The organism is Streptosporangium amethystogenes, assembly GCF_000721075.1.
In the GTDB taxonomy this organism is placed as follows: domain Bacteria; phylum Actinomycetota; class Actinomycetes; order Streptosporangiales; family Streptosporangiaceae; genus Streptosporangium; species Streptosporangium amethystogenes.
Genome location: NZ_JOEQ01000002.1, coordinates 138705 through 155922, shown reverse-complemented (window position 1 = coordinate 155922; position 17218 = coordinate 138705). Strand labels below are relative to the sequence as shown.

Below are 17218 nucleotides of genomic sequence, written 5' to 3'. Positions count from 1 at the left end.
TCCCATGACCGGATATATGAGATTTCCGTCAAGGCGGCGGGGTGGTGTTCGGCGGCCGGTGCTCGCGCATCATCGTGTGGAGCCTGCCGGCGAACGCGAGCAGCACCAGCGACGCCACGACGGCGATCAGCGCGAGGGTCAGGAAGTACGCGGGCTCCGACATGTGGTTCTTCAGCCGCCCCGTCTGCCCGCCCACGGCGTCGCCCACCGAGATGGAGATGAACCACAGTCCCAGCAGCTGGCTCTTGAACGCCTCGGGGGCGAGCTTGGTGGTGACCGAGAGGCCGACCGGGCTCAGCGACAGCTCGCCGAAGACCTGGACGAGGTAGACCAGCACCAGCCACCAGACCGAGATCCTCCCGCTCTCGGCCAGCTTGGCGGCCAAAGCCATGATCATGAAGCTCAGGCCGTTGATGAACAGTCCCACCGAGAACTTGTGCGGAGCGGTCACCCGGTTGCCCAGCCTGACCCAGAGCGCCGCGAAGAGCGGCACGAAGATCATGATGAACAGCGGGTTGAACGACTGCGTGGTGGCCGGGGTGATCCGGATGCCGAACAGTGACAGGTCCGTCTTGTTCTGGGCGAAGAACAGCAGCACGGTCGGCGCCAGGTCGTAGATCGTCCAGAAGATGGCGGCGGCGATGAACAGCCAGATGTAGGCCTTCATCCGGGAGTGCTCGTCATCGGTCAGGTTGTGGCTGCCCAGCAGGATGTAGCCGAAGTAGAACACCGGCACGGTCACGATGAACAGCGTCATCACCAGCGCGAAGGTGTCGAGGTCGAAGGTGCCCGACGCCGTCCAGGCGGCCAGGCCACCACAGGTCACGAGCGCGGCGACGGCCGCCGCGAGGCCGAAGTGCCTGCGCTCGCGAGGGGTCAGCCGGTGTCCCGGCCGCTCGCCCACGCCCTTCAGATGCCGTCTGCCCAGCACGTACTGGGCAAGGCCCAGGGCCATGCCGACCGCCGCCGCGCCGAAGCCCAGGTGCCAGCGGTTGCCCGAGGCGAGCCAGCCGACGACGAGGGGGGCGATGAAGGCGCCTATGTTGATGCTCATGTAGAAGATCGAGAATCCGGCGTCCCTGCGTGCGTCGTCGTCCTGCGGATAGAGCTTGCCGACCATCGTGGAGATGTTCGGCTTCATCAGCCCGGTCCCGGCGATGATGAGGAGCAGTCCGAGCGCGACGAAGGCGCCGGTCTCGACGGGGATGGCCATGCTGATGTGGCCGCACATGATGACGGAGGCGCCCCACAGCACCGCCCTGCGGGCACCGAGCATCCGGTCGGCGATCCAGCCGCCGGGCAGGGCGACGAGATAGATGAGGGCGCCGTAGATGCCGACGACCGCCTGGGCGGTCTGCTGGCTCAGGCCCAGGCCGCCGATGGCGGGGGAGGCCGCCATGAAGGTGGCGAGGATGGCCCGCAGGCCGTACCAGCTGAAGCGCTCCCATATCTCGGTGCCGAACAGCGTCGCCAGGCCGCGTGGGTGCCCGAAGAAGGTCTTCTCGCGGGCACGTCTCCCCGATGGCATGCGCCCCCCAGAATGTCACAGTGTGATCAATTGGCAACTCTACGTGCACCCCCTGCCGGGGTGCCGAAGGCAACTGTGCATTGTGATGTTTCTTCTCCCTTTCAGGGTCTTGTCCGGGAGGAACGGCGTGTGGTGCGATGCATGCCACTCGTGCAAGTGAGCACTTTCAGGAGGCTCTGTATGACCGGTGTCCTTGAGGAGCGGGCGGCCATCGAGAGGGAGATCGCGGGCCGTACGGTCTGTGGTCAACTGAAGGAGGCGGCCGAGGGCGACCCCGACGCCCCGGCGTACTCCGACCCGGTCGAGGGGGGCTGGTCCACCCTGACCTACTCCGAGGCCCGGCAGCGGGTTCTGGAGATCGCCGCAGGGTTCGCCGCCCTCGGGCTGGAGCCCGGCGAGGCGGTCGCGCTCATGATGGTGAACCGCAGTGAGCACGTGCTGGCGGACCTGGGCGCGGTGCACGCCGGCGCGGTGTCGTGCTCGGTCTACTCGACCTTCGCCCCCGAGCAGGTGGCCTTCGTCGCCGGCGACGTCAAGGCGAAGATCGCGGTGCTCGGCGGACCGGCGGAGCTGGCCAGGTGGGAGCCGGTCCTTGACGACCTTCCCGAGTTGCGCAAGGTGATCGTGCTGGAGGGTGCCCCGGCCGGTGACCGGTTCGTCTCCTGGGACGACTTCCTGGCCCTCGGCCGCGACCGGCTCGCGGCCGACCCCGCCGCCGTCGATGCCCGCTGGCAGGCGGTGACCGCCGACGACGTTCTCACGGTCCTGTACACCTCGGGCACCACCGGCAACCCCAAGGGCGTGCCGCTGACCCATTCCAACGTGTTCTTCGAGGTCGTGGCCACCAACAGGATGGCCAACCTGCCCAGCAGGGGCACCCAGATCTCCTACCTCACCTACGCGCACATCGCCGAGCGGGTGCTCAGCCTCTACCTGCCGCTCTTCAAGCTCTCCCACACCCACTTCTGCACCGACCTCGCCCAGCTCGGCGCGACCCTCGGCCAGGTCAAGCCGGTGCTGTTCTTCGGCGTCCCGCGCGTGTGGGAGAAGATGATGGCCCGCCTGCAGGCACTGCTGGCCACCCAGCCCGAGGAGCAGCAGGAGGGCGTGCGCAACGCGATGGCCGCCGGGCTCGCCTACATCGAGGCCAACCAGTACGGGCGCACCCCCTCGCCCGAGGTGCTGGCGGCCTACGAGCAGGCCGACGCGGCGCTGCTGTCGATCATCCGATCGATGATCGGCTTCGACAACGCGGGCTGGCTCGCCACCGCGGCCGCGCCCATGCCGCTGGAGGTCCAGCGCTTCTTCGCCGGCCTCGGCCTGCGGGTCCTGGACGTGTACGGGATGACCGAGACGACCGGTGCCTTCACCGCCAACGCCCCCGACAGCTTCAAGCTCGGCACCGTCGGTCAGGCGGGTCCCGGCGTCGAGGTCCGCATCGCCGAGGACGGCGAGATCATCACCCGTAGCCCGGCCAACACCCACGGCTACCTGGGACAGCCGGAGGCCACCGCCGAGCTGATCGACGCCGACGGCTGGCTGCACACCGGTGACGTGGGCTCCATCGACGACGACGGCTTCGTCAGCATCCTCGACCGCAAGAAGGAGCTCATCATCACCGCGGGAGGCGAGAACATCTCCCCGGCCAACATCGAGAACTACCTCAAGGAGCACCCGCTCATCGGTCAGGCCCTCGCCTACGGCGACCGCCGGCCCTATCCGGTGGCGATCCTCACCCTCGACGGCGAGGTGGCCCCCGGCTGGGCGCAGGCCAACGGCATCACGTTCACCACCCTGGCGGACCTCGCCGAGCACCCCGACGTCCTCAAGGCCGTCGAGGGCGCCATCGCCGTCGCCAACGAGAAACTGGCCCGTGTCCAGCAGGTCAAGCGCTGGAGCCTGCTGCCGGTGGAGTGGACCGCCGAGACCGCGGAGCTCACCCCGAGCCTGAAGCTCAAGCGTCGCATCATCCACGCCAGGTACGCCGAGATCATCGACGGCATGTACGAGGACTGAGCGCCGCCCGCCGGCGCCGGATTCGGACTGCGGTCTCCGGTGCCGGCGGGCGGGCGCCGCTTTGCCCAACGGGGCGTGTGTCCTCTACCTGCCTGTTACCGGTGGACTCCTAGCCTCCTGGTCATGACGTTGAGAGTCCTTCTCGCATCCCTGGCGGCGGGGACCGTGGCCCTGCCGGTACCGGCAGGAGCTCCGGCGGCCGCCGCCGAGGACCTGACGATCCGCTCGGTGACCCTGCGTCCCGCGAATCCCGTGGTCGGGCCCGCGGACACGGTACGCATGGTGATAGAGGTGGTGGCCCGAGGCGTCACCGGCCCCGAGGGGGTGACGATCAAGGTCGAGCCGGGCGCGATCCCCGCTTCGAAGGGGACGTCCTTCCCCGTCACCGCGTCCCGCCCGGGCGGCGGTCCCGGCAGGGGCCCCGCCCTCGCGCCCGGCCCCGTACCCGGCCCGACCGTGTCCGCCCGCCTCGCCCCGGGCGCGGCGGGGATGACCGGGTTCCGCCCGGGGGAGGGGTGGGAGACCTGGCGGTTCGCGCCGGAGAAGAGCCTGAGCCGCTGGTATCCGGCCGGACCCTGGACCGTCTCGGTGACCGCGAGGGGCACGGACGGCGCCGAGGTCACCGGACATACGGGCTTCCTGCTGAAGCGTCTGACCAGGTTCGGCGGAGTCCAGGTGGCCCCAGGGGGCTCGGGGGTGCGCGTGACGGGCGCGCTGAACCGGGTCGACCCTCAGGGGCACCTGGACTATGCTCCCTTCCCCGGCCAGCCCGTCGAGATCATGCACCGGGCCGGTAAGGACGCCGACTGGACGAAGGCGGCCGGTGCCACGACCGACTCCCACGGACGCTTCACCAGGGTGGTGGGAGGGCGTACCGGCGGTGAGTGGCGGCTCAGGTTCGAGGGCACCACGCACTACGCCCCCAGGCTGGGGGTCATCCACCGGGTCTCGCCACGCTGAGGTGAGCTCACCTGCCGCCCCGACGGCCGCGCGTCCGGGACCTCCGTCTGGGAACGGGGCAGTGTGGAGCCCGCCGGTCGGGTCAGGCCAGGGCATGCACCGCCGCGCCGAACAGGGCGGGCAGCCGCCGGGCGGCCGGAACGATCAGCCGTCCGGCCGCCCGGTAACGGCGGCTGCCCACCAGCGCCCCGGTGAGCAGCCGGTGCCGTCGCGACAGCCGCAGCCAGGCGGCCTCGTACGCCCCGGGGACACCGGCCCTCAGGCAGTCGACCAGCAACCGCGCGGACGTCAGCGCGAGCGACACCCCCTCTCCGGTGAGCGCGTCGACGTAGCCGGCCGCGTCGCCGACCAGCAGCACCCGCCCCGCCACCCGGGCGCGGACCCGCTGGCGCAGTGGCCCCGCCCCGCGCACCGGGGTCGCGGCCGGTCCCTCCAGCCGCTCCAGGAGCGAGGGGAAGTCCGCCAGGTGTTCCGGATAGCCGCGCCGTCGGGAGCTCAGTACTGCGACCCCCACCAGGTTCTCGCCCACCGGCGTCACGTACGCCTCGCCGTCCGCCGCCCAGTGGACCTCGACGAAGTCCGTCCACGGCGCGACCGGATAGTGCCGTCGAAGCCCGTACCTGCGCGGCCCGCGGCAGGGCAGTTCCAGTCCGAGCAGGGCGCGCAGCGGGGAGTGCAGGCCGTCCGCGGCCACCAGCCAGCGGGCTCGCAGCCCCGCCGCCTCGACGAGACGGCAGTCCTGCCGCACGCCGTCCACCTTGCCGGGAACGACCCGCACGCCCAGTTCCCGCGCCCGCAGGGACAGTGCGCTGTGCAGCGCGGTCCGCCGTACGCCCAGGCCCGATCCGTCGCGGAACGCCGCCTCCGCCTCGTGCCGGCCGTCCAGGTAGCGGATGCCGCGCAGCGGCCTGCCCTCGACCCGTACCCCCAGCGACCGCAGGGCCGCGACCCCGGTGGGCATCAGCCCCTCGCCGCACGCCTTGTCCACCGGTACGGCTCTGGGCTCGACGACGACGGCCTCCATCCCGGCCAGGGCGGCGTGGATGGCGGTGGCCAGCCCGGCCGGGCCCCCGCCCGCGATCAGGACGTCGATCATGACGGCGTTCGCCCGGTGGTGGGCGGCGCACCGGCCGGTGGCGCCGGGGCTAGTGAGGTCAGAGCGTCCTCCTCGCAGCGGATCCGCACCCTCATCAGCGCGGCGTTGAGCACCGTGAACGTCAGCGCGGTGACCCACGCGCCGTACACCAGCGGCAACGCCGCCCCCTCGACGGCCACCGCCACGTAGTTGGGGTGGCGGAGCAGGCGCAGCCGGTAGGGCCCCCGCTCCACCAGCGGCAGGCCCGGCACCGTGATCACCTGGGTGTTCCACTGAGGGCCCAGCGAGACCACGCACCACCAGCGCAGACCCTGCGCGGCGACCACCAGGGCGAGCATCGGCCAGCCGAGCGCGGGCACGAAGGGCCGGCCGGCCAGACCCGCCTCCAGCAGGCATCCGGCCAGCAGAGCGGTGTGCAGGGCGACCATCCACGGGTAGTGGCCCCGCCCGTACGTCACCCCGCCGCGCGCCGTGCTCCATCGCGTGTTACGGCGGGCGACGATCAGTTCGGCGACCCGCTCAAGGCCGACGAGCAACACCAGCAGCAGGTACCAGGACGACAGATGCCAGGACATCGGGCTCCTACCAGCGCAGCAGTACGAGTTCGGAGCAGAATCCCGGCCCCATCGCCAGGAGCATCCCCGGGGTGCCGGGCGGCGGTGGCCGCAGGGCGAGCGTGTCCCGCAGGACGTGCAGGACCGAGGAGGAGGAGAGGTTTCCGATCGCGGCGAGCGAGCGCCAGGTGAGGTCCAGCGCGTCCTCGGGAAGCCGCAGCGTCTCGGCCACCGCCTCCAGGACCTTGGGGCCGCCCGGATGGCAGACCCACGCCGTCACGTCCTCGCTGCCCAGATCGTGGTCGGCGAGGAAGTCGTGCACGTCGTCGGCCAGGTAGGTGCGCACCACATCGGGAACACTCGCGTCGAGCACCACGCGGAAGCCGGTGTCGCCGACGTGCCAGCCCATCACGTGCTCGGAGCCGGGATACAGATGGCTGCGCGAGGCCACCACCGCCGGAGCCGCCCGTCCGGATGACCGGTGGGAGGCCGGCTCGCCGCCGGAGGGCGAGGAGCCCGCGGGGCCCGCGGGCCAGGCGGTCGCGGGAGCGCCCGCCGCCGGAGAGGACCCCGCGGGGCCCGCGGGCCGCGTCGTCGCGGAGGCGCCACTCGCCGCGCCGGCCCTGGAGGTCGCGGGCGAGCCGGTACGCCGGGGTCGCCACTCGTCACCGCAGGCCACCACGGCCGTCGCCCCGTCGCCGAACAGGGCGCTCGCCACCATGTTGGCGACGGAGGCGTCACCGCGCTGCAGGGTGAGGGAGCACAGCTCGACCGAGAGCAGCACCGCCAGCTGCTCGGGCCAGCCGTGCAGGTAGTCGTGGAGCCGGGCGATGCCGGCCGCCCCCGCGACGCAGCCCAGTCCGAAGATGGGGATCCGCTTGACGTCCGGGCGCAGCCCGAGCCGCCCGGCCACCCTGGAGTCCACCGAGGGGGCCGCGACGCCGGTCACCGAGGTGAAGAGGATCATGTCCACGTCCTCGGGGAGGGCTCCGGCCTCCTCCAGCGCGCCGCCCAGCGCCTCGGTGCCCAGTTCCACGGCCATCTCCACGAAGATGTCGTTGGCCGCCCCGAAGCCGTCCACTTTGGCGTACTGCTCAAGCGGTAGCGTCAGGTGCCGTGACTCCACCCGCGCGGAGGTGTGCAGCCGGTCGAGCAACCGGCGGTTGGCACCCTCGGGCAGGCACACCCGTGCGAACGCCTCGGTGATCTCTGCCTGGGAGTGCCGGTTCGGCGGGAGCGCGCCGCGGACAGCGACGATTCGCGTCATAAACAGACCCCCGGCTTGCGAACAGCGGACACCTGCCTTTTGCCCAGCTGGATCTGTGGCATGCGTCGCAACAGCCTCGGTGTCCGTTTCTCGGAGCATCTCACCTCGCAACTTTGTCGGTTTCTTAGAGTGATGTCCGCTTTTTTGAGATGTTCGGTACCCGCTTGCCCGGACCCCTCGGCCTACGATCGATCCGTGACGACGAGCCGGCCGATGTGCCCGGGGACAGGGCCGGCGCTCAGGGTCGTGCGGGGGCTGCTGCTGGCCTGCCACCCCGGGCCGAGTGTGGCGGTCACCGTCCTGGTGACCGCGCTGGCCGCGCTGAGCGGGCGTGACGCGGCCGGGTGCGTCCTGGTGGCGACGGCGGTGCTGACCGGGCAGCTCTCGATCGGCTGGTGCAACGACGCGGTGGACGCGGCGCGGGACGCCGCCGCGGGTCGTACCGGCAAGCCCGTCGCCGGTGGCGCGGTGAACGTCCGCACGGTGTGGGTCGCCGCGATCGCGGCCCTGACGTTCTGCGTGCCGCTCTCCCTGGCCTCGGGGTCGGCGGCAGGTGCGGTCCACCTCGTCGGCGTCGCCGCGGCCTGGGCCTACGACCTCGGCCTGAAGGCGACCGCGCTCTCCTGGCTGCCGTACCTGGTGGGCTTCGGCGCGCTTCCCGGGTTCGTGACCCTGGGCCTGCCGGGACATCCGTGGCCCGCCTGGTGGGCGGTCCTGGCCGCGGCGCTGCTCGGCTGCGGAGCGCACCTGGCCAACGTGCTCCCCGACATCCCCGCGGACCTCGCCGGTGGGGTCCGGGGCTGGCCGCAGCGGCTCGGCGTCGCCCGCGTCCGCGTCCTGATCCCGCTGCCGCTGCTGGCCGCGACCGCCCTGCTCGTCTTCGGCCCCACGGGGTCGCCGGGCGCGGGAGGTTGGGCGGCGCTGGCGGTGGCCGGAGCCTTCACCGCCTGCGGGGTGGCGCTGGGCCGAGACTCGCCGCGCGTTCCCTTCGCCGTGGCGGTCGCCGTCGCCGCGGTCGCCGTCGTCCTGCTCCTCGCCCGCGGCACCGCCATCACAGCGCCCTGACCCTGCCGGTCGCCTGCCGGTCGCCTGCCGGTCAGCCGGACGCCGCGGATGCCGGCTCGTTCCAGGAGATCCGGTAGTCGTACATCCAGGCCAGCGCGTTCCTCCTGTTCACCTGCCGCATGATCACCGGTAGTGCGAGATCGCGGAAGAGGGCGCCGACGGCTCCCTGCGCCTTGCCGCTCCCGTTACGTCTGCCCTGCTCCACGATCCGCTCCACCCGCTTCCGCCGTGCTGCCTCGAAGGCGGCGAACGCGTCGCGGGTGCCGGGGACGTCTCGCAGGCATTTGGCCAGCACCACGGCGTCCTCGATCGCCATGGACGCCCCCTGGCCGGAGGAGGGCGAGGTCGCGTGCGCGGCGTCACCCACGATCACCATGCGCTCGTTGAACCACTTCGGCACGGTCGGGACGTCGTAGGTGTTCCAGCCGGGCATGATGTGGTCGGTCGCGCCGATGATGTCGAGCATCGGTCCGGTGTCGTCGCCGAACAGTTCTGTGAGCCTGGTGCGCCACCGCGCCGGGGTGATCGCCGAGAGTTCCTCCGGTGTCGGCTCCCCGGGGCTCGGCGGGTTGGCGAACCACCACACCTCGCCGTCCGGATGGATCAGGTAGCCGAAAAAGCATCTTTTGCCGAAGATGAAGTAGCTCGTTCCCGGCTCGCCGGGCACCTCGACGCCGCGTGCGAAACCGCCGGTGTTCAGCAGGCCGACGTGCCGGGCGCGAGGTGCTCCGGCGTCGATGATCGCGCGAGTGCGCGAGTGGAGCCCGTCGGCGCCGATCAGCAGATCGCCTTCCGCCGCGCCGCCGTCGGCGAAGACCGCGCGCACCCCGGTCTCGGTGATCGAGGCGTCGGTGAGGCGCCTGCCGTAGTGGATCCGCACGCCGCGCCGTACGGCCTCGTCGCGCAGCACCCGATAGAGATCGGCGCGCCTCAGCGTCCGGCTGGGCTGCCAGGTGGAGGCGAGCGGCCTGCCGCGCCCGTTGAGCATCAGCATCCGCGAGGAGTCCATGCCCAGCTCGCCGACGAGATCGTGCAGGTCGAGGGGGCGCAGGGCCTCCAGGCCGTTGACCGCGAGGGTGAGGAAGGCGCCCACGCCATCGGAACCTCGGTCGTACGCCTCGAAGACCTCGCTGTCGATGCCGGCGCGTCGCAGGGCCATCGCCGTCACCGGGCCGGCGATGCCTCCGCCGACTATCAGGGCTTTTTTAGTCATAAAATGACTATACATAAAATAACTATTGCTGGATAGGCCGTTACGATGTGCACCATGTCTACGAGGCGATCCCCCCTGGCCATGGCGCTGCTCTCGCTGGTCTGTGAGGCGCCGATGCACGCGTACCAGATGCAGCGGATGATCAAGGAGCGGCACAAGGACGACGTCGTCAACGTCGCGCAGCGCAACAGCGTCTACCAGACCATCGACAGGCTGCTCCGCGACGGGCTCATCGCGGTCCGCGAGACCTCGCGCGAGGAGAACCGGCCCGAGCGGACCGTCTACGAGCCCACCGACGCGGGCCGGGACACGCTGCGGCAGTGGATGCGGACGATGCTCTCCGTGCGGGCCCGCGAGTTCCCGGAGTTCCCCGCCGCACTCGCCTTCATGCCCGTGCTGCCGCCCGATGAGGTCCGGGCGGCGCTCGACGAGCGCCTGATCTCCCTGGAGGCGCGACTGTCGGAGTTGGACCGCGACCTGACCGAGGGGGCGAAGTTCCTTCCCCGCCTCTTCCTGGTGGAGACCGAGTACCAGCGGGCCGTGCTCAAGGCCGAACTCGACTATGTCCGGGGCCTCGCCGACGACCTACGCGCGAGCCTGATCGACTGGGACTTCCGTCTCTGACGCCGGCTCGGTGAACACCGAGGGGTGACCGCTCATCCGAAAAGCCTTTCGGATGAGCGGCGGGTATTGATCCGGCTGCGCGGAAAACGCCACGACATCATTGCCGGCGTCCGGAAGGTTTTTTCTCAAACACCGGTAAGGTGTCGGCCGAAACCGGGATGTCAAACGTCTTCCGGGAGTGTGAATAGGAAATGACGCCGGTTGGCGGCGGCATTCATTCCTGGTTTTCGAGTTTTATTATAGGTTTTGTGGGTTTTCCTGTTCCGGGGTCGGTGCGTCATTATTGGTCTCATAACATTCTCCCCCATTGACACCCTCCGGACATTTAGGGAACATTCAAAAGATTTTCCTTGGCCGACAATGTGATCAATAAGCCCCTCGGACTCGTCGGGTGGACCCTCGGGAGAGTCGGCCTCCCGTAGTTTCCCGGCCGACCAACAGCGCCGTTTCCGGTTCGCTCCAGCCCCGCGGCCACAGCGGGGGAGCGACGGACAAGTTCACCGCCGCCACCTTCGACAGCACCACCACCGCGCCGGTGGTGGTGATTAGACCTGCCCGGAGAACATCGACGAGAAAACCAGCCAGCCAGCAACAAGGAGCTCGACGGTGAACAGAAACAAGGAGGGTCCGGTGCCGGTCCGGCCGTTGCCGGAGACCGGACAGACCGAGGACACGCGGCTCGCCGTGAACGGTGGTGACCCCGTCCGGCACACGCCCTGGCCGACCTACGACAAGGGGGCCGTCTTCGTCCATTCCGAGGACGAGGAAGCGGCGTTACGCGCCATCCGCAGCCATCTCTACTTCCGCTACGACTACCGATCCCAGCAGGACACCGAGTGCGGCAAGTTCGAGGAGGAACTGTGCCACTATTTCGGCAGCAAGCACGCGCTGGCCGTGTCCAGCGGCACCACCGCGCTCGCGCTCGCCATCATGGCGGCGGGGATCCCGCCGGGCTCGCTGATCGCCTGTCCCGGCTTCACCTTCGTGGCCACCCCCAGCGCCATCGTGCTCGCCGGATGCACACCCATCCTGGTGGAGGTGGACGAGAACCTCCACATGGATGTCGACGATCTCCGTCGCCGCTGGACACCCGAGATCAAGGGAATCCTGGTGGTCCACATGCGTGGCTTCGCCGCCGACATGGAGGCGGTGACGCGCTTCGCCGCCGACATGGGCGTGCCGGTGTTCGAGGACGCGGTCCCGGCCCTCGGCGCGGAACTGAAAGGCAGAAAACTCGGCACCTTCGGCCTCGCGGGCGCCTTCAGCACCCAGTCCGACAAGTCGCTCAACTGCGGCGAGGGCGGTTTCCTGGCCACCGACGACAGCGTGCTCTTCGCCCGCGCCGTCGTGCTCTCGGGCGCGTACGAGGGACGCTTCCGGCGGCACTTCCCGGACGGCGAGACACCGATCGCCACCGATCTCGACCTGCCGTTGTTCAGCTTCCGCATGGACGAGATCCGCGCGGCCCTGCTGCGCGCCGAGATGACCCGGCTGCCGATGCGCCTGGAACGCTTCCGCGGCAACTACGCCTACGTGACCGCGGCCCTTTCCGACCTCCCCCAGATCGCGATCCGCCAGCCCGTGGACCCCGGCGCCTATCTGGGCGAGGCGTTCATCTTCCGGGTTCCCGGCGTGGACGCGAAATGGTTCGCCCGCGCGCTCTGCTGCGAGGGCGTCGACGCGCGAAACCTCGGCTCCGACGAGGACACCAACGTGCGGGTCTTCTGGAACTGGCGGTTCATGTTCGGCGCCAGGGGCGTCGAGGAGATCAAGGCGTTGCTGCCGAACACCACGCGATACCTGGAGCAGGCGGTGGACATCCCGCTGTCCTCCAACCTCTCGGCGCAGGACTGCGATCACCTGATCAGGGCGGTCCGCAAGGTGGCGGCGGCCGTCGCGCCGGACCGCGGCCGGCGAACCCCTCTGGTAGACGGGTACGCCTCCGTCGACCAGGGCTCCGCCCTGCCGGCGGATCCGGTCACCGGGCTGGCCGACACCGCGCCCGTCGGGCAGTAGCGATGGAAGCCCCCACGGAGAAGAGCACGATGCCACGCCTCGCCCTCGCCGGGGTCTTTGGAGGACTCTTCTGCGGTTACCTGGGCCTCACCGCGGCGATCCCGGTGCTGCCGGGCTTCGTCAGGGAGAGCTTCGGCGCCGGCGATTTCGCCGTCGGGCTGGTGGTCATGGCGACGGCGCTCACGGCCCTGCTGGTGAGGCCCGTCTCCGGCCACCTGGCCGACCGGTACGGCCATCGCCTCGTCATGCAGGCAGGCGCGCTGGTCATCGCCGTCGGCGGCCTGCTCTACTTCCTGCCGCTCGGCCTGAGCGGCCTGGTCGCCGTCCGCCTGCTGGCCGGCGTCGGCGAGGCGTCGCTCTTCACCGCGGGTGCCGTCTGGGTCGTCTCGCTCGCGCCGCACAACCGCCGCGGGCAGCTGATCGGGCTCTACGGCGTCAGCATGTGGGGCGGGATCTCGGTGGGGACCTTCCTGGGCGCGCTGCTGCTGAACTTCGGTTACGGCGCGGTGTGGGGCTTCAGCGCCGCCACCGCGCTGGTCGCCCTCCTGCTGATCAGCGCGGTTCCCGCCCCCGCACGCGCGGGGCAGCCGGGCGAGGTGCGGCAGAGCGGTGGGCACACCCTGCTGCCACGCCCGGTACTGCTGCCGGGGCTGGCCCTCGGGCTCGCCGCCGCGGGGTACGCGGGCCTCGCCGCCTTCGTCGTCCTGCACCTCCAGGCCCGCGGCGTCCAGTCGGGCGTCGTGGTGCTCAGCGGCTTCAGCGCCGTCTACGCCGGCACCAGATTGTTCATCGGCCACCTACCGGACCGGCTCGGGCCACGCAGGGTCGCCACCTGGTCCGGCATCGGCGAGGCCGGCGGCCTCGCGATCATCGCCCTGGCGCCGAACCTGCCTGTCGCCGTGTTCGGCAGCCTGGTCATGGGAGCCGGGTTCTCGCTGCTGCACCCGTCGCTCGCCCTGATGGTGATGAACCGCACCGACCCGTCGAGGCAGGGGGCCGCGATCGGCGCCTACACCTCCTTCTGGGATCTGGGCCTGGCCGTCTGGGGGCCGCTGATCGGAGTGGTCGCCGCCGGTTTCGGCTACCCCGCGGTGTTCGTCGCCGGCGCCGTCTGCGCGATGTTGGCCGTGGCCGTGGCGCTCTGTGTCCGCGGGCAGGACGCGCAGCCGGCGGCCGTGAGTTGAGTCAGGAGCACGTCATCAACGGATCGAACCTCTCGAAGACATCTCTCAAGATCCTCTGCATCACCGGATGGTGCCGCAACGGCAGCACCATCATCGGCAACATCCTCAACGAGGTCCCAGAGGTCTTCCACGTCGGGGAACTGCACTTCCTGTGGAAGAACGCGGCGGGCAGGGGAGCGAACAGCTCGTGCGGCTGCGGCAGGCCGCTGACCGAATGCCACATCTGGTCGAGGATCCTCCCGCTCGGGCGGCCGGCCGGGGTCTCCGCGCAGGCCCACGCGGACACCGTCATCCGCCGCCAGCTGGCCTGTGTGCGGACGAGGCACACCTGGCGGGTGCTCGACCGCGGGCTGCACTCCGAGGAGATCCGCGAGCACGCCGCCCTGATGACGCGGACCTACCACGCCGTCGGCGAGCTGACCGGCGCCCGCGTCCTCGTGGACACCACCAAGATCCCCGGCGAGGCGGCCCTGCTGCCGCACCTCGACGGGGTGACGCCGTACTACGTCCATCTCGTACGCGACCCCAGGGCGGTCGCCCAGTCGTGGAGCCGGGAGAAGCAGTACTGCTACGTCATGTCGTCCAGGAAGAGCACCGCCTACTGGCACGGTTTCAACGTGGCCTCGCAGGCGATCGTCCGCCGCCATCGGGACCGATCGATGTTCCTGCGCTACGAGGAGTTCATCGCCGATCCGGTGGGAACGGTCGACGCGCTGCTGCGGCTCTGCGGCGAGGACCCGGTCGCCAATCCGATGCGGGGCCGGACGATCGAGCTCCGTACCAACCACACGGTCACCGGCAATCCCGATCGTTTCCACACCGGCACCACCATCATCCGGGACCGGGACGACTCCTGGCGGACCGATCTGCCGCTGCCCGCCAGGCTGGCCGCGGCGACGCTGTCATGGCCGCTGTTCCGGCGCTATGGCTACCGCTACGGCGGCACGCCTCCCACCGGTTCACGACGGGCCGGCACCGCGCCGCCGCGGGCGACCGGGGAGCGCTAGGGGCCGGATGCCGAACAGCCCGCACGGCAAGGAGGAGGACGTTTGGAACTGGGGCTTGAGAACAAGGTCGCGCTCGTCGCTGGCGGATCCAGCGGCCTCGGCCTCGCCACCGCCATGGAGCTGGCCAGGGAGGGCGCGCATGTCGCGATCGGCGCACGCGACCGCGACCGGCTCGCGGAGGCCGAACGCGGCCTCAAGGAGGTGGCACGTGGCCGGATCCACGCCACGAGCGTCGACATCACGGACGGGGAGGCGGCGCGTCGCTGGGTCGACGAGGTCGCCGCCGACTTCGGCGTCCTGCACATCGTGCTCGTCGGCGGCGGCAGCCCGCCGATCGGCACCGCCTCGCAGTTCGAGCAGGCCGATTACCAGGCGGCCATCGACAAGGTGCTCTCCCCGGCGCTGACCCTGGCCCTCGCGGCGCTGCCGCACCTGAAGGCCGCCCAGTGGGGCCGGTTGCTCTTCGTGGCCTCGGAGACGGCGAGCGTCCCCATAGCCCAGCTGGCGCTCTCCGGGGTGACCCGCGCCGCCATCGTGCGCTTCGCCCAGTCCCTCGCCTCCGAAGTCGGCCGCGACGGCATCACCGTCAACGTGCTGGCACCCGGTACGACCCGTACCCCACCGGTGGAGCGGGCGGCGGCGAAGCTGGCCGAGGACGGCGACGTCGAAGCCCGGCTGCGTGCCATGGGCCGGCACAACGCCCTGGGCCGCGTCGGGGACCCGGCCGAGTTCGCCGCCGTCGCGGCCTTCCTCGCCGGAGAGCGGGCCTCGTTCGTCACCGGCGCGCTCCACCTGATCGACGGCGGCGCCAGCGTGGTGGGGCCGGAGCCGGCGCACCTCACGTCCGCGCGCCAGGACACCTACACATGACGACCCAGGTCATCTCCACCGAAGGAAGGACCCCGTGATGTCAACGACCGGCCAGGCCTACACCGAGAGGGACGTCAGTGACTTCTTCGACCAGACCCTTCAGACCTACCTGAGCTTCTGGGACGGTGACGGAGTCCTGCACACCGGCTACTTCGCGGACGACGCCGACGACGACTACCGTGCCGCCGCCGAGCGGACGTCCGACATCCTGGCGGCGGACGCCGGAATCGACGGTTCGTCGTTCGTGCTCGACGTCGGCTGCGGCTGCGGCAACTTCCCGATCCACCTCGCCAGGCGGTTCGGCTGCCGCTGCGGGGGACTCGACCTGAGCGCCGAGCGCGTCAGGTTCGCGCGAGAGGCCCTGACCGCCGAGAACGGGCTCGACATCGAGTTCCGCCAGGGCTCGGTCACCCGGATGCCGTACGAGACCGGCACCTTCAGTCACGTCGTCAGCCAGGACGCGCTCTGCCTCGTACCGGATAAGCCGCGCAGTCACCTCGAAATCCACCGCGTCCTGCGGCCCGGAGGCGTCTTCGCCTTCTCCGACTTCCTCCAGCCCAAGAAGGAGATCGGCGAGCGCGCCCGCAGGCACGTCTACGACCGGGTGAGATGGAACGGCGGCTACTCCTTCGTCGGCTACCAGGCCGCTCTGGAAGAGGCCGGATTCGAGATCCTCCTCGCCCGCAACCTGGAGAGCCACATCCGGCAGACCTACCGCGTGCTGGGCAGGATCGCCCGCGAGCGCGCAGAGGCGACGCCGGACGCCTCGGCGCGCGACTGGATGCTGGCCTTCTCCGAGTCCTGCGCGGAGATCCAGATCGCCATCGACGACGGCGAGTTCGGCTGGGGGATGTTCGTCACCCGCAAGCCCGGCAACGCCACGCCCTAGCGCCGAACCACCAGTAGCGAGGAAGCCATGCAGCGCACAGAAGGCATGAAGTCGACGATGGCGGAAGTCGTCGCCGAGCGGAAGAAGCAGATGTCGCCGGGCCGGCTGTTCGTCGAGGCCTGTGCCGCCAAGGGACTCGAAGCCTCGGTGGAGTACGACGTGACGATCACCGACTCGCTGACGAGTTCGCGGCGCAAACCGCGCTACCCGGCGCGCAACATGCTCAAGGTCGTCGACCTCTCCAGGGACCCCCGGCGGTTCTACTGGCACGAGAGCCCGCCCCTTCCCGGCGACCCTCAGGTCACCGAGGCCGACCTGAGACGCGAGGCGGCCAACCGCTTCCACCGGTCGCCGATCCCCGAGCTCTATCCCACCACCGCGTGGGTGCAGGTTCCGCCGGACCTGTGGGAGGACCCCGAGACCTTCGAGTCGTTCATCAACTACCGGCTGATCGTCCGTCTCGGCACGGCCGAGAACCACACGATCATCCGAGGCAGGGGCGGGTTGCTGAACATCCCGGGGGTCATCCGCATGACCTCGAAGGGACCGTTCGGCTCGACGATCCTCGCGGCGTGCAACGAGGCGGAGCAGATGGGAGGCACCGCCGACGGCCTCATCATCAATCCCGTCGACTACTACAGGTTCATGGGGCAGGGCCGCCTGATGGACGATCTGGAGCAGAACGGCGTCTTCATCGTGCGGACGCGCCTGGTCGATCCGGGAACCGCCATCGTCGGCGACTTCGGGCACGGCGCCCAACTGTTCGACGCGGGACGCTCGGTGATCCGCTTCGCCGAGCCGCCCCCGGGAACCTTCGCCGAGCCCGGCATCGCGCTGATGGCCGAGATCTACGAGCGGGTCGTGATCAACCTGCTGACCAACTTCTTCATCGTGACCCTGTAGTCGCGCCCCGTGATCGTGTCGCCGTA

Annotated in this window: 15 protein-coding genes; 10 read left to right on the top strand and 5 right to left on the bottom strand. The window is 70.4% G+C overall.

The annotated features are described in order from the left end of the window. Positions 1–28 precede the first annotated feature (28 nt). Positions 29–1528: a peptide MFS transporter gene (locus IG98_RS0102465; RefSeq protein ID WP_030904720.1), complete on the bottom strand. Its 1500-nt coding sequence runs from the start codon at positions 1526–1528 to the stop codon at positions 29–31. Positions 1529–1708: 180 nt separating this feature from the next. On the opposite strand from IG98_RS0102465, the gene IG98_RS0102460 reads away from it, so the two are divergent. Both IG98_RS0102460 and IG98_RS0102455 read left to right on the top strand, forming a co-directional pair. Then, a complete protein-coding gene (locus tag IG98_RS0102460) occupies positions 1709–3544 on the top strand; it encodes an AMP-dependent synthetase/ligase (RefSeq protein ID WP_030904717.1) in 1836 nt (611 codons plus the stop codon). Between the two features lie 123 nt (positions 3545–3667). Beyond that, entirely contained in the window at positions 3668–4504 is an 837-nt protein-coding gene (locus IG98_RS0102455; protein ID WP_157594114.1) for a hypothetical protein, read from the top strand. 82 nt (positions 4505–4586) lie between these two features. Here IG98_RS0102455 and IG98_RS0102450 read toward each other — a convergent pair whose 3' ends face one another. The 3 genes from IG98_RS0102450 to IG98_RS53070 are packed head-to-tail and all read right to left on the bottom strand — an operon-like array spanning position 4587 to position 7421. Beyond that, complete coding sequence (locus tag IG98_RS0102450; RefSeq protein ID WP_030904712.1) at positions 4587–5600, bottom strand: NAD(P)/FAD-dependent oxidoreductase; 1014 nt, start codon at positions 5598–5600, stop codon at positions 4587–4589. Continuing rightward, positions 5597–6175 (bottom strand): isoprenylcysteine carboxyl methyltransferase family protein, encoded by a 579-nt coding sequence (locus tag IG98_RS0102445; RefSeq protein ID WP_030904709.1) that lies wholly within the window; start codon positions 6173–6175, stop codon positions 5597–5599. Before IG98_RS0102445 ends, IG98_RS0102450 begins: the two co-directional genes overlap by 4 nt. A gap of 7 nt (positions 6176–6182) precedes the next feature. Beyond that, entirely contained in the window at positions 6183–7421 is a 1239-nt protein-coding gene (locus IG98_RS53070; RefSeq protein ID WP_030904706.1) for a type III polyketide synthase, read from the bottom strand. 195 nt (positions 7422–7616) lie between these two features. On the opposite strand from IG98_RS53070, the gene IG98_RS0102435 reads away from it, so the two are divergent. Beyond that, positions 7617–8486 carry a UbiA family prenyltransferase gene (locus IG98_RS0102435; RefSeq protein WP_245651376.1) on the top strand — a complete coding sequence of 290 codons (870 nt, stop codon included), beginning with the start codon at positions 7617–7619 and terminating at the stop codon, positions 8484–8486. 31 nt (positions 8487–8517) lie between these two features. Here the strand turns inward: IG98_RS0102435 and IG98_RS0102430 are convergent, their stop codons facing one another. Next, positions 8518–9699 (bottom strand): FAD-dependent oxidoreductase, encoded by a 1182-nt coding sequence (locus IG98_RS0102430; RefSeq protein ID WP_030904694.1) that lies wholly within the window; start codon positions 9697–9699, stop codon positions 8518–8520. 54 nt (positions 9700–9753) lie between these two features. Between IG98_RS0102430 and IG98_RS0102425 the strand changes: the two genes are divergently transcribed. The 7 genes from IG98_RS0102425 to IG98_RS0102395 all read left to right on the top strand — a co-directional run bounded on the left by IG98_RS0102425 (position 9754) and on the right by IG98_RS0102395 (position 17192). Further along, the gene (locus tag IG98_RS0102425) at positions 9754–10323 is read left to right on the top strand and encodes a PadR family transcriptional regulator (RefSeq protein WP_030904691.1); all 570 of its coding nucleotides are present in this window, start codon (positions 9754–9756) and stop codon (positions 10321–10323) included. A gap of 606 nt (positions 10324–10929) precedes the next feature. After that, positions 10930–12339, top strand: a complete 1410-nt coding sequence (locus IG98_RS0102420) for a DegT/DnrJ/EryC1/StrS family aminotransferase (protein ID WP_084195083.1) — start codon at positions 10930–10932, stop codon at positions 12337–12339. A gap of 2 nt (positions 12340–12341) precedes the next feature. Next, positions 12342–13523, top strand: coding sequence for an MFS transporter (locus IG98_RS0102415; protein WP_030904684.1), 1182 nt, complete (start codon positions 12342–12344; stop codon positions 13521–13523). Next, on the top strand, positions 13520–14530 hold the full coding sequence (locus IG98_RS0102410) for a sulfotransferase (protein WP_245651375.1): 1011 nt from the start codon (positions 13520–13522) through the stop codon (positions 14528–14530). The genes IG98_RS0102415 and IG98_RS0102410 overlap by 4 nt, the downstream gene beginning before the upstream one ends. 42 nt (positions 14531–14572) lie before the next feature. Next, positions 14573–15400: an SDR family oxidoreductase gene (locus tag IG98_RS0102405; protein ID WP_030904678.1), complete on the top strand. Its 828-nt coding sequence runs from the start codon at positions 14573–14575 to the stop codon at positions 15398–15400. Between the two features lie 37 nt (positions 15401–15437). After that, positions 15438–16289, top strand: a complete 852-nt coding sequence (locus IG98_RS0102400; RefSeq protein ID WP_030904677.1) for a class I SAM-dependent methyltransferase — start codon at positions 15438–15440, stop codon at positions 16287–16289. A 27-nt stretch (positions 16290–16316) separates the two neighbouring features. Next, complete coding sequence (locus IG98_RS0102395) at positions 16317–17192, top strand: family 3 encapsulin nanocompartment shell protein (RefSeq protein WP_030904676.1); 876 nt, start codon at positions 16317–16319, stop codon at positions 17190–17192. Positions 17193–17218: the final 26 nt, after the last annotated feature.